Below are 19804 nucleotides of genomic sequence, written 5' to 3'. Positions count from 1 at the left end.
ATGGTGCATGATAAGGGTCTGAATCAATCGGAAATTGATTATCATAAAAATACAAGCAGGTGAACATAATCAGTGTTCTCTATCATGAAAAAATGGTTCTGGTATGATTGGATACTTGTGGCCATTCGAACAATTTGGCTGGTCATTATCGCAAGCGCTGGTTTTGTCGATTCGTCCTTGATCGCTGGGTCGTTTTGGATTGTAATTTCTTTTGCTCTCGTCGTTTACCTCGTTCCATTCATCGTCCGCTATCGAAAAGAAGCTTGGTATCTCGCTGTCGAAGTCACGGCAACGGGGTCTTTTTATCTTTATATAGCCTACGCAGCTCCGGAATTGCTATGGTCTTTTGTTTTGCTTGTGATAACGATCGGCTTGTCGAGCAGCCGAACAACTTATGTGTGGCCAGGGATCCTCTGCGGAATCGTATTTCCGGTATTGAACGGTTGGATCGCTGATCGTCTCCCGTTTGAGTTTATCTTTAGCTGCAGCCTAGGTTTTGCTATCGGCTTTACGTTCAATATCTTAATTCAGTCCCATCAGCAAGCCCGAATTATTCAAGAGCAGAAGCAATTACTGGAGCAGCATATTAAGCGGATAGAGGAGCTTACGCTGCTGGAGGAACGCACCCGGCTGTCACATGAGCTGCATGACACGATTGGCCATTCGCTTACCTCGCTCATCGTCGGTGTCGAATCGCTGCGATCGTCCGTACCGCATTCGCAGATCGAGAAGATCGATTCGCTTGTCGGTATCGCCCAGCACAGTATGGATGATATCCGCAAGCATCTGCACCAGATCTCTCAAGTTCCGCTCAGCCATTCGTTAAGTGAGTCGCTGCTGCAATTAACTGAAGAGTTCATGAAATCGACGGGAATAACGGTTAAATTCCGTGTGATCGGCAGTGAGACACTTGTGATGCAAAAAATAAACTTTTGCCTACATCGCTGCCTTCAAGAGTCTCTAACCAACGCGGTCCGGTACGGACAGGCGAGCATGATATCCGTTCAGCTGCTTTTCGATAGTCAGCAGATCCGGTTACAGATCGAAGATAACGGCATCGGAATGGAAGAAATCCAATTTGGATTTGAGCTGAATGGGATGAAGGAACGGATTGAACTACTTCACGGCACGCTGTCCATGCATTCCGGACCAGGACAAGGTACTTTCGTCATATGTAATATTCCGTTGCTGACCGAGCCTGTACATGACGCGATCCGCTTGCTGATCGCTGATGAACAGGTCATCATTACCGACAGTTTGAAGCAAATTTTGGATCAGCATGTTGATTTTAACGTCATTGGTACGGCAGAGAACGGACGGGAAGCATTAGAACATTGTGAGCGTTCCCGGCCGGATATTGTGCTAATGGAATTTCGTATGCAGGGAATTGACGGGCTTGAGACGTTACTCGAGATAAAACAACGGTGGCCTGATGTGAAGGTTGTGTTCATGACGACGTTTGAAGATTCCTTACAGGCAGCAACTGCATTAGAGCGCGGAGCGGAAGGATACATGCTAAAGTCGATTCATCCGCGGGAGATGAAGGAAGCCTTGAAACTTATTTATAACGGTGGAACCTGGATCGACCAATCGGTTGCTACACGAGTTTTCGAAGAGATGAAACGTCAACGTGAGCAGTTGGAAAAGATAGGTTCAAGTCTGGAAAACTACCCGTATGGCCTAACGAAACGCGAGATGGAGATTCTGGAACATCTGTCGGGCGGACTGCGCTACAAGTCGATCGCCGCTAAGTTATTTTTATCGGAGGGCACGATCCGCAATTACTGCTCGATTCTCTACTCAAAGCTCAGCGTCAACAACCGCGAAGAAGCGATAAAAATGGCGAGAACGGAGAATATCGTGTAGATGGCACTCACGATATAGTTGACTGGCTTTAACATGAAACAGCGGCGCTCTAGGACTTGGAAAATAGTAGAGTGAAGGGCTGGGTATCCAACCCCTCCTCATCAAACCGTACGTCAGACTGTCTAACAATTATTACTAAATCTTCGTTTTTTGACATGAAAATAGATGACCTTTGGCGAATCTCTATATCAAAGGAGATGAGCGTGTATGCCTTATATCGAAGGTGAAGATAGACATCAAATTCAATTACTGCCAAATACGTTGGATGACTTTGTAGAAAAGAAAATCCTGTCCGAGTCATCGATGCTTACGTCGATAGTTTGGCCCTGCGAGAATGGGAATGCAAAACAAAGTAGCTAGCGGATTTGATAAAGAGAACTTTGAATATGACGCCATCAACGATAGATATATTTGCCCGTTGGGTTATGAATTACCCTTTAAATGGAATGGAAAACAAAATGGAAAAGAGTATAGGCGTTACACTTGCGAAGCCTTCGATATTTGCGGACAGAAAGAGTGCTGCACGTCTGCCAAAGGCGGAAGGGCGGTAACCAGACTTAAAGACGAAGAAGTGATTGAGCAGATTACCGAAAATACACGTAGTCAAAGTAATATTTATAAGCAAAGAGCGGCAATCGTTGAGCACCCTTTCGGGACGATGAAACGTCACTTGGGCTGTGGATGACGAGTGGCTACATATCGAGAAGCCTTTTTGGCATGATAAGCCGGCGAATCATTATTTTATGTGGTTTCATGTCTTTGAGGATGAGATCAACCATAGAGGGCAGATGCGGATGATTAAAAAGAGATCGCAGGAATAGTCTGGAAGAGAAGTGAACCCGCCTAACTCATGTCGGAGCTGCAGCGGGTTCTTTATGCTGAATTTTTTACATGGATAAACTGCTTCCCAGGTATACATTGGGTGCGGTCAAATAAAGCTCCCGTACCACGACATTCCGGGGCTGCTTCAGTGTGTAGATTACACCCCTCGCGATATCATCAGCACTCATAAAGGTCTGGCCCATGGCAGCTTGAATTCGTTCGATCAGTTCATCCGGCAGGTGATCTCCAGGTTGGAAGTCTACTTCCATGCCCAGCTTCCGGGCAAGCTGAATGACAGTTTCCGGCTCCAGGTTACGGCCGAAGTTCGTTGCAACAGCACCTGGCATAATGGTAGTAACTTCAACTGCAGCATCGGCAAGCTCACGCGTTAGCGCTTGGCTGAGTGCATTCACCATATGTTTGGTGGCACTATAGAAATCCCTGCCCGGCTCATAGGCATTTCCTGAAGAGATATTGATCATTCGTCCGGTAACACCTTCCGGATTCAGGCGCATCGCCCGAACAGCCGCCTGTGAACCGGCCAGAAGTGCCAGAATATTCACATCAATCATTTCCCGCCAATCGTCAATATTCGTCTCCATAATATCCCCGTGAATGTGCAGACCGGCATTATTCACCATGATATCCAGCTGGCCTGTCTCCACCTGAGCCTCGTGGATAAAGCTCTGCAGCTTATCCGTATTCCTAATGTCAAAAGCCATAATGCTAGCTTGTCCGCCTTCTTGTTCTATCTGTGCTTGCAGTTGCTCTAACTGCGTCTGGCTTCTGCCGGTCAAAAAGACGTGCACGCCTTCATCGGCAAGACCTTTGGCAATTGCACGTCCGATGCCGCTGGATGCTCCTGTAATGACGGCGGTTTTATTGTGCAGCATGATAATTCTCCTCCTCATAATGAACATAGTGTTGATTTATAGGCTGTGTGTTCATTATAATAAAGGGATAAAGGACTTACAATAAACAGAATTTCAAATTGTGTTCATTTGAATAGAAGGGTGTATGACGATGGACAAAAACGAAGATCTTCGCGTAATTAGAAGCAGAAGGTTAATCGAGGATGCTTTTTTTACATTGGTTGAGGAGGAGGGAATAGAGGCGGTAACGGTCAGAAAACTTACGGCACAGGCGGGTATTAACCGGGGGACCTTTTATTTACATTATCAGGACATCTATGATCTGATGGAGAAGATGGAGGACCGCATCATGGAACAGATGAAGCAATTACCTGTAAAGAGCGGACCCCAAGAGATGCTGAGCGCTGAAATGAAGGGCGAACCTTTCCCATCCATAGCGCAGTTTATCGACTTTATGAATGAGGAGCACCGTTTCTTCCAGGTTTTTTTTGCCCAGGAGGGAGCATTATTCGGAAAAAGATTAAGGGTACTGATCCAAGACTCCATAGTTGATAAAATCCCCAAGCCACTCCTTACCTCCGAACCGTTGCCAGTACCTGCTGATTATATCGTCGCTTATTTCAGCTCCGCTCATTTTGGCGTGATCAAACATTGGTTCAACACAGGCCGGGCACTGCCTCCGTATGATCTGGCTGTAACGCTGACACGTTTGATTAAGGACGGGCCTCTTTTGACAGCACTAAATCAACAACCAGCGAACAGACTTAGTGAGTCATAATCGAATGAACAGAGCCCAAATCCAAGCCGGAGCTTGAGATTTGGGCTCTGTTTGTTAGTACAGGGTAGCCACGGATTCAGGAGTAAACGGTTGAATCTCGCTCATCCGCCCTTCGCGGATCTTCACTGCCCAGGCAGGGTCGCCCAGGAGCGCACGTCCGACGGCTACCAGATCGAATTCCTGGTTGTCCAGCCGTTTCACAAGGTCATCCACTCCTTCGTAACCGGCAGCTTCACCTTCTGCGGGATCCCTGTCCAGGCCTACCGAGCCGACGGTGATGGTTGTTTTCCCGCTCAATTTCTTTACCCAACCGGCCAAGCTGAGCGGGGAATCTGCAAACTCCGGCTCCCAGAAACGACGGGTGGAGCAGTGGAAGATGTCTGCGCCAGCTTGAATGAGGGCGCTAAGGAATTCTTCCAATTGTTCCGGCGTGTCGAACAGTTTGGCCGAATAATCATTCATTTTCCATTGGGAGAGGCGAATGGCAATCGGGAAGTCTGGGCCAACGGCGGCGCGGATAGCTTGAATCACTTCAACAGCGAACCGGGTACGTTTAAGCAGGCTTCCACCGTAACGGTCAGTCCGTTTATTCGTGTGCTCCCAGAAGAATTCATCGATCAGAAAGCCATGGGCACCGTGCAGTTCAATACCGTCAAATCCGGCCCGCTTTGCATTCATGGCAGCATCTGTAAAGGCCATAATGACGTTTGAAATCTCCTCTTCGGTCATCGGTTCACCTACCGGGTTGCCGGCAAGATCCAGTCCGGACGGTCCAATCGACGGCGCTTCCGGATGCGGCTCTGAGCCCGCCGGCCGGACCATGCCCATGTGTAATATTTGCGGAATAATCTTCCCGCCAACTTCATGGACTTGTCTGACGACCTCGGCCCAGCCCGCAAGCGCAGCCTCTCCGAACATATGGGGCAGTCTTGGCTCACTGGATGCAGATGGATGATCAATCACCGCCCCTTCGGTAATGATCAGACCGACTCCATTTTCTGCACGGCGGCGGTAATAAGCGGCTACATCTGCCCCTGGAATTCCGTTCGGAGAAAAGGCGCGGGCCATTGCCGGCATTACAATACGGGATTGCAGAGACAGGTTATGAATGGTATATGGTTGGAACAGGGAAGCGGTTGAAACGGTATTTTGCTGAGAATGATTCAAGGGTAAGACCTCCAATAGTTAGAATGGTGTGCTATATATACCTGCGACTTGTGTAAGTTCAAGCGGGGTATGAGTGCAATATTAGCAAGCACACATCAGGCATTCAACCGACAATTCGTCCGTTGTGTTGCTTAAACAAAAGACAGGAAATATTGTTGTCTGTTCTAATCACCGATTGTGGTCTAAACGACACTTGTATTATAATTGGGTTATTCCCTTAGGCAGAGAGGAGCAAACCGCATGGCTGGAGTATTCACGCCCAACCGGTTGGATCCGCGGGTCATTCGTACCCGTCAATTAATACTGGATGCTTTTATGCAGCAACTGCATACCGTTGACTTCAACAATATTACAATCTGTGATATCACCAAAAAAGCCACAATTAACCGGGCCACGTTCTACGCGCATTTTCCGGACAAATATGCGCTGCTTGAGGCGCTGCTGGCAGATGCTTTTCTGGAATATGTACTTAAAAGAGTGGATCCTGAGGCGCTTTTGACCGAGGAAACCGTCCAGCAGCTTATCTATTCCTTATGTGATTATCACAGATCCAGCAACAGCTGTGTCAAAAAGTACAATACCGTTGCCCCTATTATTGCAGACAGCATAAAGACGCAATTGGAGCAATTCATTCTTCAGCTGTTGACCCGTGAGATGAAGGGGGCAGACCAGAGGACCTTGGAATACACAGCAACTTTATTAAGCTGGTCCATCTATGGCGTAACCTATCGCTGGCATGAAGATGGGAAGCAAGAATCCACTGTTGTGTTAGCCCAAAGAACCGTTCCCCTTATTATGCATGGCGTAGTCTCATTGAAACAGAATGCATAGGCGCCCTGGTTCTATGAACTCTCAGGATTAGTGCTGGTATTTAAAGAAGGCTGTAGCCCTTTCCCTCCCAAGGAGAACGGCATTACAATTGTTTTTGCAATGGAAGAGGTATAGAGGAGAGGCGGATACATGGAGAACGCACAGGTGTACCCCGTGAGACGGCCGGCAGATCTCGCTTCGCTGTTGTCGATAAGTCTTATCGCAGGAATACAAATACTGAGCATTAGAATGAATCATGTCACTTATAACGAGAAACCGCTTCTGTTCACCTTTCGTTGGGGGTGGGTTGTTTTTTGCCTAATCATTGTGGGGATTTTATTGTATAGGTTGTTTACGCTCAGATCACTTAACTGAAAAATAAAGTGTTAGACTAGTACTCCATCAATCTTTAAAAGGTGGGAATAGATGGCGCATTCGAAAGTTACTTCCCGGGAGGCACGCTGTAAGCCTAGGGCGGAGATCGCTAGAATGCACTTTATACATCAGGAGGGGGAAAAGGAGGCTCGTTTTAGGATTTCAGTGTATTTGGTGCAGCAGGAACCGCTGCATTAGCCGAAAAGTGCCTTATGGCTGTCCTCTGAATGTACAAAATACATCATTATGGATGTTTTAGCCTCGTTTAAACCATTCTGAGGTACTATATACATTAGAACTGCTCGAAGACTGGTGACGAACGCTAATCCATATCAACCAGCCTTCAGGAATCCCTTATTTTTAATCTGATGCTGTACTAGGTAAATATAGTTGTAGACTGAGAAAATAAAGTATTAGACTGACGATGCTTCATAAGCTCCCTCGAAATGATTTAGTTTTCTGAGAACGATTGTTCAATACAGCGCTACGGCAGCTGGCTTAATGCTCAGCTGCCGTTTCTCATTGAAGTAACGGGCAGTTTAGTTTCACTATGGTTGATTTTCCCAAACGGCGGTAAAATGATAATAAACCCACAAGAGGAGGCACTCCATGCTTGATATTGAAAGAATAAAAAAGGTTATTCCTCATAGATACCCATTTCTATTGGTTGATAAAATCTTAGAAATAGATGAGGGCAAGAAAGCTGTTGGAATTAAAAATGTGACAATCAATGAACCTTATTTCCTTGGTCATTTTTCCGACTATCCAGTTATGCCTGGAGTCTTGATTGTAGAAGCATTGGCGCAAGTCGGTGGTATCGTTATGTCCCAAGGAGATAACAGTAATCACAAAATAGGCTTATTAACTGGTATTGATAATTGTCGATTCAGACAGCAAGTGAAACCTGGAGACCAACTCCTCCTTACGTTTGAGGTAACTCGAGTAAAGGGACAGATAGTCAAAGGAAAAGGTGTTGCCATGGTTAACAATGAAATGGTTTGTGAAACTGAAATAATGTTTGCATTCAGTTCGATTTAGGTTTTAAGAACGGGAAACGATTGTTCAATACACTACGGTAGCTGGTCTAATGCTCAGCTGCCGTTTCTAATTGAAGTAACGAGCAGGAATATAAAGAAATGGAAACGAGTACATAATTCAGTATCCAAAATAGGTTGATTAGCGTGATTTCAACAACCGAGGATTTTTGTAAGAATCATAAAACTAAAAGGAGTAGCTGTTACTATGAAGGATTTACATAATTTTGTTTCAGATTACACGAAAGATAAGAAACATTTACATCTTGCGATCGGGATTATTAGAGAGGGCGGTATTGAATACTTTTCGTTCAGTAATAATCAAAAGAGAAGTACGATTCCTCCTGAGCATATGTTGTTTGAAATCGGCTCCATAACCAAAGTTTTCACATCCATTCTCTTATTAGAAATGGAACGGGAAAAACTGCTCTCCTCGGATGACATGGTTGGTAAGTTTGTGCCAAACGTTAAAAACGATTATTTGAATAAGATTACCTTGAAAAGCCTTGCTACTCATACCTCTGGTTTACCTATATTGGCAACAAACCACAATCTGGCTAAAAAAAGATCGAATCCTTATTCAATGTATACCGAGCAAGATTTAACTGCTTTTCTATCTAATGCTGACTACACGGATAGTATTGGTTCATTTGGATATTCGAATATCGGTGTGGGCTTACTGGGGAATATTCTATGCAAGGTATCAGGAAGCAAGTATGATAAACTGTTAAAAAAATACATAACGAGCCCATTAAAGATGAATGAGACAGCCGTTACACTTGATTCAGAACAGAATAGAAGATTTTTGAATGGACATGCTTCAACTGGGAAGAGAGTCCCTCACTGGGATCTCTCTATACATGAAGGAGCTGGGGGGATTAAGTCATCGGTTAACGATTTGAGTTTATTTGTCCAAGCCAATCTAAATGATGATAATCCGATAGCCTCTACACTCCAAAAAAGTCATATCCCTATATGGATCGGAAATTCAAACCGTTATTTTGGCTGGGGTGAGGATAAACTTCTAGATAAAGGTATCCTCTGGCATAACGGGGGTTCAGCTGGTTTTAACAGTTATCTAGCTTTCAACAAGGAACTCCGTGTAGGAATTGTATTGCTATCCAATTATTCTTTTTTCTCGAATTCTCTTATGGATTATTATGTTGCTCAATTAATAAAATGGATTACTAAAAAAGAGCCTTCTCAAGGAACTATGATAGACGCTACAGGTAAAAAAATATTTGAAGCCATCCTAAGTAGTGAAAAGTCATGAACTAACGAGAAACATTAGTTGAACGACAACAGCGGCAGTCTAAGACTTTATTTTTCAAGTCTTGTTCCATCGCTGCTTCTTTTAATGGATTAGTCTAAAACTTATTTTTCAAAAGCTGACGATTCTTCAATTCAAAAACCGCGTTAAATCAACGACTCCAGTCTAATACTTTATTTTCACCGAACAACCAAAGCGATTTGGGTCAAAGGATATTTCAGACCTGTCATTGGAATCCAACCCGCAGATCACCGTATGGTGCCTTATAAGTAAAAAAAGCTGAGCAAACTAATGAATATGTACATAGCTAAAGGAGGCCCACAGGTATGAAGTCTCATACCACTGAACGTATAAAGATCCCGCCAGGATTTTGGGCAGGATTACATCAATTAGGGATTACCGCCCACGACGTAGCTCGTCAAGCACACCTGCCGCTCACCATTATTACTGAACCGGTAGTCACCACCGCCCAATATTTTGCGATCTGGCAGGCTTATTCCGATCTCATCGGTGACACGGCCACAGGAATCATCAAGCTTGCGACCGTCTTCGAAACAGCGCAGTATCCACCGACCGTCTTAGCGACTTACCACGCTCGTGACTACCGCGACGCTCTGAACCGAATGGCTCGGTACAAACAACAGTGTCCACCCGAAAGCTTACGTATTACCGAGGAAGGCGAGCACTGTATAATCGAACTGGATTGGCTGCATACCGGGCAATCCGGTCCGCCGATGCTGGTGGGTATCACGCTGGCATTTCTTCTGGAGCTTGGACGCCGGGGCACAGGCCAACCATTGACGGCGAGGCTCGTCGAATTTTCACATTCCATGGGCAATGTACAGGCCCTTGAAGCTTACTTCGGCTGCCGTGTCCGGATTGGGGCACCAGGAAACCGGTTGACGTTACATCGAAGTGATCTGGACCGCCCTTTTGTCTCGTACAACGAAGAGCTGCTGGAGATTCTGACTCCGGTTCTGGACCGATCACTCGATGAACAGCAGCGATGCCGCTCAATTTCCGAGACGGTTAAATGGATCATGAAACGCAGCTTCACAGGAGGGCGCCCCGATATTCAGGTTGTCGCGAAGGAGCTTAGGATGAGCGATCGTACCTTGCAGCGCCGGCTTACAGACGAGAACACGAGCTTCAAGCATCTTTTGACGCAAGCAAGACATGAGCAGGCAAGAGAGTACTTGGCAGATCCCTCACTCGATATTAAAGAAGTGGCTTTTTTGGTTGGATATGAAGACCAGAATTCATTCTACCGTGCCTTCCGCCTTTGGGAAGGGGATACGCCTTCTAATTGGCGTGTTAAACAAGAACTTTGGCGCAATAGGCTAGTTACTGAATAATCCCTACAAGGTAATATAATCACTATCCGGAGCACAGAAGGAGAAACATATACAATGGATATGGGATTAAACAATAAAACAGCTTTAATTACAGGATCAACAAAAGGGATAGGGAAAGCAATTGCTATTGAACTTGCCAAAGAAGGTGTCAATGTACTAATTAATGGACGAAGTTATGAAGAGGTAGAACAAACTGTAAATGAAATAAAGGCAAATTTCCCGGCTACCTCTCCTCAAAATGCTACAGCCGATATGGTGGATATAGGGCAAAGAGAAGCTTTATTTGAAAAATACCCCAATATTGATATTTTAGTTAACAATATGGGGGTCTATGAAATTATGCAATATGAGGACGTTGACGATGAAGTATGGGAAAAATATTTCCGTACTAATGTTCTTGCTGCGAATGGATTAGCTAAATTTTATTTGCCTAAAATGTTGAAAAATGATTACGGCCGCATTATCTTTATTGCGAGTGAAGAAGCTATTATGCCTTCAGGCCAAATGCCTCAGTATGCAATGACAAAATCAATGCTGTTGTCCTTGTCAAAAAGCTTATCCAAATTAACAACAGGAACTGAAGTTACCGTCAATACGATCCTGCCAGGACCCACACTCTCAGAGAATGTGCATCAAATCATTGAGGGGATATACCCTAATGAAGAGATGACCTTTTCAGAAAAAGAGAAAAAATTTATGACAACAAACCTGCCTCAATCTGAAATACAGCGATTTATCAAGCCTATTGAAATAGGCAGACTAACTACATTTGTATGTAGTCCTTATGCTTCTGCATTTAAAGGTTCGCCGATCCGTATGGATGGGGGAATGGTGCCGACTATTTTTTAACAATTTTTCTATTTCAAATATTGTACCTATGATTAACAAATAGTGATTTTGTTCAGTTGAAGCTCTGGGAGGGGCCATAATATTAAAAGTACAACTCTCTTGATCTACTAGGACATTTGCCCTTGTGTAGCTACTTTGCTATACTATTTGTAAAATTTTGAAGTATTCGAATTGGCGGCAAAGATTATGGTGAGGTTCTGTACAGTGCCCCTGGCACCAATATTAAGTATACTGCACTTAGCCCGGGAGGCAAGTATATGAAGCTGATCCTGCAGTTTGCGGCAACCGGCAAAGAGGTGGAAGCCCTTGAAATCAAGGATTCCGACAAAAACACCCTGCTCAAAAAAGTAGAGAAAATTTCTCCTTCCGCCGGCATCCAGACGATTGAGGTGGCCATCACCGGGGTACGTAATATTGCAATTAATGTCACGCAGCCGAATGATGGAGGCTTTTTCATTCCACTGACAACTTCTTATTATAAATAGTATGGACAGGAAATTAATCAGCAGATTAAACAATGTGCCACCCATAAAAAAGGGGGTGTCCCATAAGTTTATTTTCTACGAGCGGAGACAGACCCTCTTCATTTTCAAAACCGTAAAAAGTCAACAGAGCAGCGATTCTCCTATTATTGGAGGATCGCTGCTCTGGGTTTTTGGTCATTTACTGCTTGCTTCAGTAGATTGTGGGTAAGGGAAAGCACCCGACTTCAAGCGTCACTTTTTCCGTGCTGAGAAGCAGAAACCGCCGGAAGCCCTGGTTGTTCTTCCGTTGTCCAAACACACTTTCCGGTTCTGTCATTCGACGTACGGCCAAAGCGTAGCTTTCCTCGCTTTGCAAGATTGCCCGAGCCTGTTTCTGGTACCGCAGTCGTTCCTGACTGACAACCACTTCCCGATTTCCTGCTCGGCGGACTCGCCAAGTTCGCTCAGGTCCTGGCCGCGGAGTTCCTGTTCTTCTTGTTTCTCTGCGGCCTCAATGTCGGCAAACAAGGCATGTACATTTTCTTGCAGCTTGGCCTTATGTTTACGAACGGCCTTACCCCATACGAAAGGTGTATCGATTGGCGTTCGCCTCGATTTTGGTGCCATCCACAAAATAATGCTCCAGGGAGATGTAATTCTCGTCCGCCAACTGAAGGACCGCAGTAAATATGGTTTCGAGGACATCTTTCATCCGCTGAGAGCGAAAACGGTTGATGATGCGAAAATCCGGGCACTGCCGTCCGGCCAGCCACATGAAGGGAATATTCTCCCGTACCGCTTTGGCGATTTGCGAGACGAATAAATTTCGCTGGGTGTACGCGTAGATAATGAATTTGGTGACATTTTAGGGTGGTAGCTGTCGCGGCCGCCGCCGGGATAGGCAGCGTCAAAGATGGTGTCGTCCAGCCGATTGACGGCTGCGTTAACGACACGAACGAGGTGATTTTCCGGGATATCTTCTTCCAGATTCATTGGCAAGCAAAGTTGGTCCATGGTATATTGAATGTACAAAGAAATCGCTCCTTTTGAATGGTTGGGTGGTACCTCCATTTTATCAAAAGGGCGATTTCTTTTTATGATTTTAAAGAGGATTGTAGAAACTTTTTCTGCTCAAAGCAGCGGAGAGGACGGACTGATTGCGGAAAAGCGGTAGCGGTCGCCTTGCTCTCCGGATTTTTACCGCTATGGGAAATAAATAAAATCTGGAGAGCACAGCGATTGGAGCAACGGTCCGTTCGCGGAGCGTCCACACCAAGTGAACAAGTCAATCCGACTCAAAAACAGCGGAGCCGTCCCAAGCAGCCATTTCATGGCATGGGACAGCTCCTTTTTCCTTTTTATTTTAACGAAAGTAATGGCAATACTGTAATAAACGTTTGCTCGTTCTAGCAAATCGGCACCAAATGGGTGATCCGCGATGACAACAACTTAACGACAGACAGAAATACCTTCGAACAGCAGCTTGATCGCATTGACATGGAGGGCTGCCCATTTGGCGGATGGATGAAATTGCATCCCGGCCATGTCTCATTGCGAACATCGGTGTACTCTTGTATATTGAGGGAAGATAAAGCCTGGCTCAAAGAACATACCAAAACTATTACACAGGAGGATCAACAAAATGTATGAACATCTAGTCGTATTCAAGTTCAATAGTAAGATCACGCCTGCCAAACAGCAGGAATTCGTGGACCGCTTACTGTCCTTGCGCGAACGTATCCCAGGGATAGTGGATCTGAGTGCAGGGATTAATGTAACAGAAGAGTCGGATAAGATTCAAGGGTATACGCTTGGCTTGCGGGTTACTTTTGACCATCTGGAATCTCTGCGCGCCTATGGCCCGCATCCTGCACATCAGGAATTTGTAGCTTCTTTGGATGGCTGGGTGGATGATGTTATTGTGGCCGATTATCCAATCAAGACTGAAGGATAAGGTTCTTAGAATTGGAGGGATTAAGATTGACTTTGAATGGTACCGTAGTTTCATAAGCATCTACCAGAATGGATCTGTTTCTAAAGCGGCAGAAAGCCGTTACCTTACGCAACCGGCGATGAGCCAGCATTTGTCGGCCTTGGAAAGTGAAGTGGGAGAGCCATTGTTTGTGCGGACTCCGCGAAAGATGGTTCCTACGGACAAGGGCAAAGAGTTGTACACACTCGTAGCGCCTGTTTTGGAGCGTCTAGAGAATATTACATTGCGTATCAAAGCTCCGTCCCTTACCGAAATTCCAAAGGTACGCTTAGGTGCGGCACCTGAATATATGCTTTATCGGCTTTTGGAGTATGGGGAATCTATGGGTTTTCGCATGATTACACAATTGGGAACGGCTGAACAACTCTTGGAATATCTGCAGGAGGATAAAGTCGATTTTATTATTACCTCGCGAAAAAACGATGTTCCGGGCTTTTCATACGTAAAGCTGGAAGTTGAAACCTTCGTACTCGTCGCTCCAATGAATTATGAATCACCTGTGGATAATATTGAAGAATGGCTAAATCTGCAGCCCTGGCTCAGCTACGGACTGGAATTGCCAATCATACGAAGATTTTGGCGGCAGCACTTCAATAAACGTCCGCAATGGGAACCGGTTCATGTTATACCTGATTTACGTGGGATCCTGAAAGGAATCGAAAGTCATATGGGGATGAGTCTTTTACCAACCTATCTTATTCGTGAATCCTTGTCTCTCGGCAAAACGAAGGTGATTCTTCCGGATTACACTGTCGAAAATGAGCTTTATCTTGCGTATAGGATGAAGGACAAAGAACACCCGAATCTCCAAATGGTGATTGAAAAGTTAAAAACCATAATAAAAAAGAATCATACCTCATCCTTCTAAATGGACTCTTCGGCTTTAGGTACCTTTACACAAACACCTTCCCCTTTTAACGGGTACTTAATACTCGGCCTATACCATAAGTGAGAAGACAAACATGGTTAAGCTGGGAGGAGAGCTATAATGAGATTAGTTCTGATGGGAGATTTGCATTATCACGAAATCGATAAGACGATTCCAGGATTGCTGGAGGCGCGAACAGCTTTCTATCACACCTTACTGGGACGTTTTATGGAAATGGATGCGGATTTGCATGTATCGCTCGGAGACCTTACGAATTTTGGATCATCCTTGGAGCTACAGGAAGTATACGAACTCTTACGGCGCAAGGATAGAACGTTTATCCATGTGCTGGGTAACCATGATCTCTATGGACAGACGCGAAAGGAAGTATTGGAGATCACGGGACAGCAGCGTTATCACGCCATTAACACCGACTCTGCGATGCTGGTCTTTCTGGACACGGCCAAAGAAATGGACTTCACCGATTGGGGCGGCTGGATCGACGAAGAGCAGCTGCAATGGTTTGAAGGTATGGTTGAAGCTTCCGGAACGAAGCCCCTGCTCGTCTTCGGCCATCATCCAGTCTATAACACTACGGCGGGATCGGAAAAGGAGAAAGGCTCGATTCACCCGGGCATAGACATGTGGCGCATTTTAGGCCGAAAAAAAGGTGTGGGTGTGTATTTCAATGGTCACACGCATGTGGATTCGATTGTAGCTCAGAACAACTGGACATTCGTGCAGTTATCCTCCTGCCTGGACCAACACGGCTTCCGGATCGTAGAACTTGCACAAGAAGAGATCCGTATTTCTGCCGTAGATCTGACGGACGCAGATATTCTGGATCATGCTCCTCTGCTGCATCAATATATGAAACACTTCAAACCTAACCCTGACGCTCGAGGAAAAGACGCAGATCGCGAGTTCAATGTTCCTTTTCTGACCGGGATGCGACTGCATTAACAACAGCAAGGAGGTTATAGGAATGAAGAACGCAATGAACCATGACAGCTTCTTTAAGCGCCTCACTACGCACAGGTTGATTGCTTCGATCAAAGATCCGAGGCATATCGAAGCCGCTCTGGCGTTGCGGAACCAATTAAGCGGAATCTTCCTGTTAACGGGGCACATCGGCGTCGTGAAAGGTTACGTTGACGTATTCAAAGAGCATAATCTGCCGATTTTTCTGCACCTGGAGAAGATTGGCGGTCTCAGCACGGACAACTATGGTCTCGAATATTTGGCGAAGGTCATTAAGCCGTCGGGTATTATTTCAACGAAAACCAATGTGGTCAAAACCGCAAAGAAAATGGATCTGATCACCATTCAACGTTTCTTCCTCGTTGACAGTGAAGGCCTGGACAATATCGCCAAAAGCCTCTGCCAGATCCAGCCGGACATCATTGAAGTTATGCCCGCCCGAATTCCCGATATGATCGGCCAGGTCAAAGAATTCACCTCTCTGCCTATTATTACCGGGGGTTTATTGTATGAACACAGCCATATAGAGGAATGTTTGAAATACGGAGCAACGGCTATCTCGTCGTCCAAGCCTGAGCTGTGGAAAGGCGTGGAGCCTCTTCCGGCTAAGAAGCAAGTCCGGCATATCGTCTAAGTCAACCGGCTCCGGAGAAATTTATATTATCTTTGCAATTAGATAACATAACGTTAATGGTTGTCCTGTAACATTCATTATGAAAAGTAAATAGCAAACGGTTGGAGCACTGGAGAAACCTTATCCGCTGTGGACGTCAATGTCCTCGGCAGGATTAAGGTTTCTTTTTTTGCTGGCAACCTATACCAAACAAAGAAAAGGTGGAGGATTGGACAATGGTTAAGAAGCTTACTGCACTTTCGCTTGCGTTTTCCATGGGGGTACTTACGGCTTGCGGATCAAACGGTACGAATGTAAGTACAGGCAATACAAACAGCGGGGCCAAAGCGGAGGGTGCGGAATCTGCATCGTCCAATAAGACTGTCATTAAGTACTGGTACGCATATGGGGAGAAGATCGAGGAAGCGAAACTGCACATGGTCAAAGAATTCAACGAATCGCAGGACAAAATTGAAGTTATAGCAGAACATCAAGGCGACTATGAGGATCTTCATGCCAAAGTACAGGCGGCATTCGCAGCGGGTGATGCTCCTGCGGTAACTGATCTCGAAATCGCGTCTACCGGCGTGTTCGCCCGTTCCGGAATGCTGGAGGAACTTACGGCCTATGCAGAGAAAGATAAGGATCAGCTTCAGCTCGAAGACTTCAATGCTGGCTTAATGGGGAACGCCTATGTGGACGATAAGCTGTTCGGGCTTCCTTTCATGCGGAGCACCCCGATTTTATACAAAAATGTCACGATGCTGAAAGATGCCGGCCTGGATCCGGAAGGTCCGAAGACATGGGATGAGCTGGAACAGTATTCCCGCGTCTTGAAGGAGAAAGGGAAAGTCGGTATGACGGTTCCTGTCGATATCTGGTTCTACGAAGCTCTGGTTGCTCAAAGCGGCGGTCAAATGCTGAGCGAGGACGGCAAAACGGCTGCATTTAATACTCCTGAAGGTGTGGCACCGGTGGAGTTCTGGAAGAAGCTGTCCAGTGAAGGGCTGATCAAAATGCCCGTAGGCGATGAAGCGGGAGCTACTGCGGATAAAGACTGGGCGAATCAAATGTCGGCCTTTAAGTTCGGCTCAACTGCCGGCGTAACCGGAAGCCTCGAAATCGCAAAGGGTAACGGCTTTGAATTGGAAACGGCGTTTATGCCCGCTAACGTCAGCTATGGTGTTCCGACCGGTGGCTGTCAGCTTGTGATGACGTCGAAGAGCAGCGATGAAGAGAAAGAAGCCGCTTGGGAATTCATCAAATGGATGACGAGCAAGGAAAATACGATCTACCAGCATAAGCATGTCGGTTACTTACCGACCCGTCAATCTGCCGTGGAGAGCGAAGAGCTGAAGGCGCATTTTAAAGAGAATCCGCAGTTTAAGGTTGCCGTAGATCAGTTGGAATACGCAAGACCACGTCCGATGGAGAACGCTTATCCGGAAGTAGCCAAGATTATTAAGGAATCGATCCAGAAGGCAATTCTTGATCCAAAAACGTCACCGCAGGATGCACTCAATCAAGGGGCAGAGAAAGCGAACAAACTGCTTAGCAAATAGAATAGGCGGCAGAACCTGCTTTATTTCCCCGTACCCGAGCAGCGATCCTGAAGTATGGGATTCCATTAAAAGGAGGGCAATACCCGGATGGCGAAGATCGAGCTGAAACATATAAGCAAGAAGTTTAAAGATGAAACCATAATTGAGGATTTGAATTTAACGATCAAAGACGGTTCGTTCACGGTTCTGGTTGGACCGTCAGGCTGCGGTAAATCAACGACCTTGCGCATGGTAGCCGGGCTTGAGAAGCAGTCCGGCGGAGAAATATGGATCGACGACAAATGTGTGAACGATACGCCGCCCGGGCTGCGGGATGTGGCGATGGTTTTTCAGAATTATGCCTTATATCCGACCATGACCGTCCGTGGCAATATCGAGTTCGGCCTCAAGAATAGAGGGGTTCCTAGAGAAGAGCGCGAGAAGCTGGTGAAGGACATTTCGGAGATTGTCGGGTTAACTCCGCATCTAGATAAGAAGCCGCAGAGCTTGTCCGGCGGGCAGCGTCAGCGGGTTGCCCTCGCTCGGGCAATGGTGAAGAAACCGAAGGTATTCATTCTCGATGAGCCTTTGTCCAATCTGGACGCCAAGCTGCGCAACCAAATGAGAACGGAGCTGATTCAGCTTCACAAGCGGCTGGGAACAACCTTTGTCTACGTGACGCATGATCAAGTGGAAGCCATGTCTATGGGGGATGAGATTGTCGTAATGAACAAGGGGGTTATTCAACAAGCCGACTCTCCGATGAAGATCTATCACGACCCGGCTAATTTGTTCACCGCGGAGTTTATCGGAACTCCGGCCATGAACATAATGAACAGGAAGGATGTGCAAGGGTTGGATATCCAGTCAGCTGCTGGCATCGGCTATGTAGGGTTCCGTCCGGAGCAAGCAATGATTAACGCTGGTGCGGATATCGAAGGTTACGTGTTGGAAGGCGAGATTCTGATCCGTGAAAGTCTGGGAGCGGAGAATATTTATCAGATCCAGTCCCGGACCGGCATCTTTTACGTTAAAACATTCCTCGCGCCCTTAGTGACCGCCGATCGTGTGACGGTTACGGTTCCGCATGACGATCTCTATTATTTCGGTCTGAGCGGGGAAAGGCTGCGCGGCATTGAGGTAAGTACAAAACGGCCTGTTCCTGCTGGAGGGATCTGACATGACAGTATGGGAGAAGCTGCGCCCTTACGGAATGGTTGCCCCGGCCATTATCATTTTTTCCCTGTTTTTTATTTATCCAATCTTTTACATGATCTATTTAAGTATGTTCGACTGGAACTTTGTAAGCCCGGTCAAGACGTACGTCGGCTTCCAGAACTTTAAGGATCTTCTAATGGAACCGGACTTCCGGCAGGTGCTCTCGAATACGACGATCTATATGGTTCTGACGGTGACGTTAACGACCGTGATCGCATTGTTGCTTGCGCTGTGGCTGAACAGGAAGAGCTACTTCTACGGCTTCGTGCAGGGCGCCATTTTCACCCCGCATATTATTTCCCTGGTGTCCATCTCGCTGTTGTGGAGCTGGCTGATGGATCCCGAATACGGGCTGCTGAACTGGGTGATCGGCCTTGCTGGCTTCGACAAGCTGCAGTGGCTGTCGCATCCGAGCACGTCACTGATTTCGCTGGTAATGGTGGCCGTATGGAAAGGGCTTGGCTACAACACCCTTGTGTTTATCGCGGGTCTGCAGAGCATCCCGACCGACATTTACGAAGCGGCTTCTCTGGACCGTTCCAAACCTTGGAGGACCTTTACGAAGCTGATCCTGCCGATGTTGTCGCCGACTCTATTTTTCCTCGTGATCATCAACATGATCGGGTCGTTTCAAGTCTTCGAGACCATCGCGATTATGACCCAGGGAGGCCCGGTCAATTCGACCAATACGCTGGTGTATTACATTTACGAATACGGCTTCCGTTTCTTTAAGATCGGCTATGCCTCCGCTGCCGGCGTCATCCTGCTCATCATCGTAGGCATATTAACGATGATTTACTTCAAAATGTTATCGAATCGCGTTCATTACCGTTAGAAAGTGGGTGAAGTTCTTGAAAGCTGTTAACAACAATACGATTGGTGGGACTCCTATCGGGGCTTCTGCCGAAGACAAGTGGACGGGACAGCG

Annotated in this window: 20 protein-coding genes and 2 pseudogenes; 18 read left to right on the top strand and 4 right to left on the bottom strand. The window is 46.3% G+C overall.

Annotated features, from left to right (window positions below; all coding sequences use genetic code 11):
• The first annotated feature begins 72 nt into the window (after positions 1 to 72).
• The 3 genes and pseudogenes from IEY53_RS24365 to IEY53_RS35305 all read left to right on the top strand — a co-directional run.
• On the top strand, positions 73 to 1866 hold the full coding sequence (locus IEY53_RS24365; protein WP_189029648.1) for a hybrid sensor histidine kinase/response regulator transcription factor: 1794 nt from the start codon (positions 73 to 75) through the stop codon (positions 1864 to 1866).
• 334 nt (positions 1867 to 2200) lie between these two features.
• A complete protein-coding gene (locus tag IEY53_RS24360) occupies positions 2201 to 2551 on the top strand; it encodes a transposase (RefSeq protein WP_308424251.1) in 351 nt (116 codons plus the stop codon).
• A pseudogene (locus IEY53_RS35305) lies at positions 2541 to 2687 on the top strand (DinB family protein); the annotation flags it as partial. The gene IEY53_RS24360 and the pseudogene IEY53_RS35305, both read left to right, overlap by 11 nt.
• Before the next feature lie 66 nt (positions 2688 to 2753).
• Here IEY53_RS35305 and IEY53_RS24355 read toward each other — a convergent pair.
• On the bottom strand, positions 2754 to 3581 hold the full coding sequence (locus tag IEY53_RS24355) for an SDR family oxidoreductase (protein WP_189029646.1): 828 nt from the start codon (positions 3579 to 3581) through the stop codon (positions 2754 to 2756).
• Positions 3582 to 3711: 130 nt separating this feature from the next.
• Here IEY53_RS24355 and IEY53_RS24350 point away from each other — a divergent pair, with 130 nt between their 5' ends.
• Positions 3712 to 4338 (top strand): TetR/AcrR family transcriptional regulator, encoded by a 627-nt coding sequence (locus IEY53_RS24350; RefSeq protein WP_189029645.1) that lies wholly within the window; start codon positions 3712 to 3714, stop codon positions 4336 to 4338.
• 54 nt (positions 4339 to 4392) lie between these two features.
• Here IEY53_RS24350 and IEY53_RS24345 read toward each other — a convergent pair whose 3' ends face one another.
• The gene (locus tag IEY53_RS24345) at positions 4393 to 5505 is read right to left on the bottom strand and encodes an NADH:flavin oxidoreductase (protein WP_189029644.1); all 1113 of its coding nucleotides are present in this window, start codon (positions 5503 to 5505) and stop codon (positions 4393 to 4395) included.
• 240 nt (positions 5506 to 5745) lie between these two features.
• Between IEY53_RS24345 and IEY53_RS24340 the strand changes: the two genes are divergently transcribed.
• The 6 genes from IEY53_RS24340 (at position 5746) to IEY53_RS24315 (ending at position 11683) form a co-directional block, all read left to right on the top strand.
• Complete coding sequence (locus IEY53_RS24340) at positions 5746 to 6336, top strand: TetR/AcrR family transcriptional regulator (protein WP_189029643.1); 591 nt, start codon at positions 5746 to 5748, stop codon at positions 6334 to 6336.
• A 963-nt stretch (positions 6337 to 7299) separates the two neighbouring features.
• Positions 7300 to 7728 (top strand): 3-hydroxyacyl-ACP dehydratase FabZ, encoded by a 429-nt coding sequence (fabZ, locus tag IEY53_RS24335; RefSeq protein ID WP_189029641.1) that lies wholly within the window; start codon positions 7300 to 7302, stop codon positions 7726 to 7728.
• Positions 7729 to 7932: 204 nt separating this feature from the next.
• Positions 7933 to 8997, top strand: coding sequence for a serine hydrolase domain-containing protein (locus tag IEY53_RS24330; RefSeq protein ID WP_189029639.1), 1065 nt, complete (start codon positions 7933 to 7935; stop codon positions 8995 to 8997).
• 323 nt (positions 8998 to 9320) lie between these two features.
• Entirely contained in the window at positions 9321 to 10349 is a 1029-nt protein-coding gene (locus tag IEY53_RS24325; RefSeq protein WP_189029637.1) for a helix-turn-helix transcriptional regulator, read from the top strand.
• A 54-nt stretch (positions 10350 to 10403) separates the two neighbouring features.
• Positions 10404 to 11198 carry an SDR family NAD(P)-dependent oxidoreductase gene (locus IEY53_RS24320; protein ID WP_189029635.1) on the top strand — a complete coding sequence of 265 codons (795 nt, stop codon included), beginning with the start codon at positions 10404 to 10406 and terminating at the stop codon, positions 11196 to 11198.
• A 257-nt stretch (positions 11199 to 11455) separates the two neighbouring features.
• The gene (locus IEY53_RS24315) at positions 11456 to 11683 is read left to right on the top strand and encodes a hypothetical protein (RefSeq protein WP_189029633.1); all 228 of its coding nucleotides are present in this window, start codon (positions 11456 to 11458) and stop codon (positions 11681 to 11683) included.
• Positions 11684 to 11873: 190 nt separating this feature from the next.
• Here the strand turns inward: IEY53_RS24315 and IEY53_RS35300 are convergent, their stop codons facing one another.
• Both IEY53_RS35300 and IEY53_RS36320 read right to left on the bottom strand, forming a co-directional pair.
• On the bottom strand, positions 11874 to 12089 hold the full coding sequence (locus IEY53_RS35300) for a transposase (protein WP_229696323.1): 216 nt from the start codon (positions 12087 to 12089) through the stop codon (positions 11874 to 11876).
• A 17-nt stretch (positions 12090 to 12106) separates the two neighbouring features.
• A pseudogene (locus IEY53_RS36320) lies at positions 12107 to 12694 on the bottom strand (transposase); the annotation flags it as partial.
• On the opposite strand from IEY53_RS36320, the gene IEY53_RS24305 reads away from it, so the two are divergent.
• The 8 genes from IEY53_RS24305 (at position 12687) to IEY53_RS24270 (ending at position 19711) form a co-directional block, all read left to right on the top strand.
• Positions 12687 to 12836, top strand: a complete 150-nt coding sequence (locus IEY53_RS24305) for a hypothetical protein (RefSeq protein ID WP_189029632.1) — start codon at positions 12687 to 12689, stop codon at positions 12834 to 12836. The pseudogene IEY53_RS36320 and the gene IEY53_RS24305 sit on opposite strands and share 8 nt — an antisense overlap.
• Before the next feature lie 468 nt (positions 12837 to 13304).
• The gene (locus IEY53_RS24300; protein WP_189029630.1) at positions 13305 to 13616 is read left to right on the top strand and encodes a Dabb family protein; all 312 of its coding nucleotides are present in this window, start codon (positions 13305 to 13307) and stop codon (positions 13614 to 13616) included.
• Complete coding sequence (locus tag IEY53_RS24295; RefSeq protein ID WP_308424250.1) at positions 13582 to 14523, top strand: LysR family transcriptional regulator; 942 nt, start codon at positions 13582 to 13584, stop codon at positions 14521 to 14523. The genes IEY53_RS24300 and IEY53_RS24295 overlap by 35 nt, the downstream gene beginning before the upstream one ends.
• 120 nt (positions 14524 to 14643) lie before the next feature.
• Positions 14644 to 15486 (top strand): metallophosphoesterase family protein, encoded by an 843-nt coding sequence (locus IEY53_RS24290; RefSeq protein WP_189029628.1) that lies wholly within the window; start codon positions 14644 to 14646, stop codon positions 15484 to 15486.
• 22 nt (positions 15487 to 15508) lie between these two features.
• Positions 15509 to 16138, top strand: coding sequence for a glycerol-3-phosphate responsive antiterminator (locus IEY53_RS24285; RefSeq protein ID WP_189029626.1), 630 nt, complete (start codon positions 15509 to 15511; stop codon positions 16136 to 16138).
• 215 nt (positions 16139 to 16353) lie between these two features.
• Positions 16354 to 17679 (top strand): ABC transporter substrate-binding protein, encoded by a 1326-nt coding sequence (locus IEY53_RS24280; RefSeq protein ID WP_189029624.1) that lies wholly within the window; start codon positions 16354 to 16356, stop codon positions 17677 to 17679.
• Between the two features lie 87 nt (positions 17680 to 17766).
• On the top strand, positions 17767 to 18837 hold the full coding sequence (locus IEY53_RS24275; protein ID WP_189029622.1) for an ABC transporter ATP-binding protein: 1071 nt from the start codon (positions 17767 to 17769) through the stop codon (positions 18835 to 18837).
• 1 nt (position 18838) lies between these two features.
• Positions 18839 to 19711, top strand: coding sequence for a carbohydrate ABC transporter permease (locus IEY53_RS24270; protein WP_189029621.1), 873 nt, complete (start codon positions 18839 to 18841; stop codon positions 19709 to 19711).
• The last annotated feature ends 93 nt before the right edge of the window (positions 19712 to 19804 follow it).

This window comes from Paenibacillus albidus (genome assembly GCF_014644435.1).
GTDB lineage: Bacteria > Bacillota > Bacilli > Paenibacillales > Paenibacillaceae > Paenibacillus_AQ > Paenibacillus_AQ albidus.
The sequence above is the reverse complement of the archived record's forward strand: the minus strand, read 5'-3'. Positions and strand labels throughout refer to the sequence as shown.

Excerpts from the sequence above, each read along its gene's own strand:
- IEY53_RS24320 (WP_189029635.1), top strand. The coding sequence starts at position 10,404 with ATGGATATGGGATTAAACAATAAAACAGCTTTAATTACAGGATCAACA.
- IEY53_RS24350 (WP_189029645.1), top strand. The coding sequence starts at position 3,712 with ATGGACAAAAACGAAGATCTTCGCGTAATTAGAAGCAGAAGGTTAATC.
- IEY53_RS24280 (WP_189029624.1), top strand. The coding sequence starts at position 16,354 with ATGGTTAAGAAGCTTACTGCACTTTCGCTTGCGTTTTCCATGGGGGTA.
- IEY53_RS24275 (WP_189029622.1), top strand. The coding sequence starts at position 17,767 with ATGGCGAAGATCGAGCTGAAACATATAAGCAAGAAGTTTAAAGATGAA.
- IEY53_RS24270 (WP_189029621.1), top strand. The coding sequence starts at position 18,839 with ATGACAGTATGGGAGAAGCTGCGCCCTTACGGAATGGTTGCCCCGGCC.
- IEY53_RS24290 (WP_189029628.1), top strand. The coding sequence starts at position 14,644 with ATGAGATTAGTTCTGATGGGAGATTTGCATTATCACGAAATCGATAAG.
- fabZ (WP_189029641.1), top strand. The coding sequence starts at position 7,300 with ATGCTTGATATTGAAAGAATAAAAAAGGTTATTCCTCATAGATACCCA.
- IEY53_RS24325 (WP_189029637.1), top strand. The coding sequence starts at position 9,321 with ATGAAGTCTCATACCACTGAACGTATAAAGATCCCGCCAGGATTTTGG.
- IEY53_RS24330 (WP_189029639.1), top strand. The coding sequence starts at position 7,933 with ATGAAGGATTTACATAATTTTGTTTCAGATTACACGAAAGATAAGAAA.
- IEY53_RS24300 (WP_189029630.1), top strand. The coding sequence starts at position 13,305 with ATGTATGAACATCTAGTCGTATTCAAGTTCAATAGTAAGATCACGCCT.
- IEY53_RS24315 (WP_189029633.1), top strand. The coding sequence starts at position 11,456 with ATGAAGCTGATCCTGCAGTTTGCGGCAACCGGCAAAGAGGTGGAAGCC.
- IEY53_RS24285 (WP_189029626.1), top strand. The coding sequence starts at position 15,509 with ATGAAGAACGCAATGAACCATGACAGCTTCTTTAAGCGCCTCACTACG.
- IEY53_RS24355 (WP_189029646.1), bottom strand. The coding sequence starts at position 3,581 with ATGCTGCACAATAAAACCGCCGTCATTACAGGAGCATCCAGCGGCATC.
- IEY53_RS24305 (WP_189029632.1), top strand. The coding sequence starts at position 12,687 with ATGTACAAAGAAATCGCTCCTTTTGAATGGTTGGGTGGTACCTCCATT.
- IEY53_RS24340 (WP_189029643.1), top strand. The coding sequence starts at position 5,746 with ATGGCTGGAGTATTCACGCCCAACCGGTTGGATCCGCGGGTCATTCGT.
- IEY53_RS24360 (WP_308424251.1), top strand. The coding sequence starts at position 2,201 with ATGGGAATGCAAAACAAAGTAGCTAGCGGATTTGATAAAGAGAACTTT.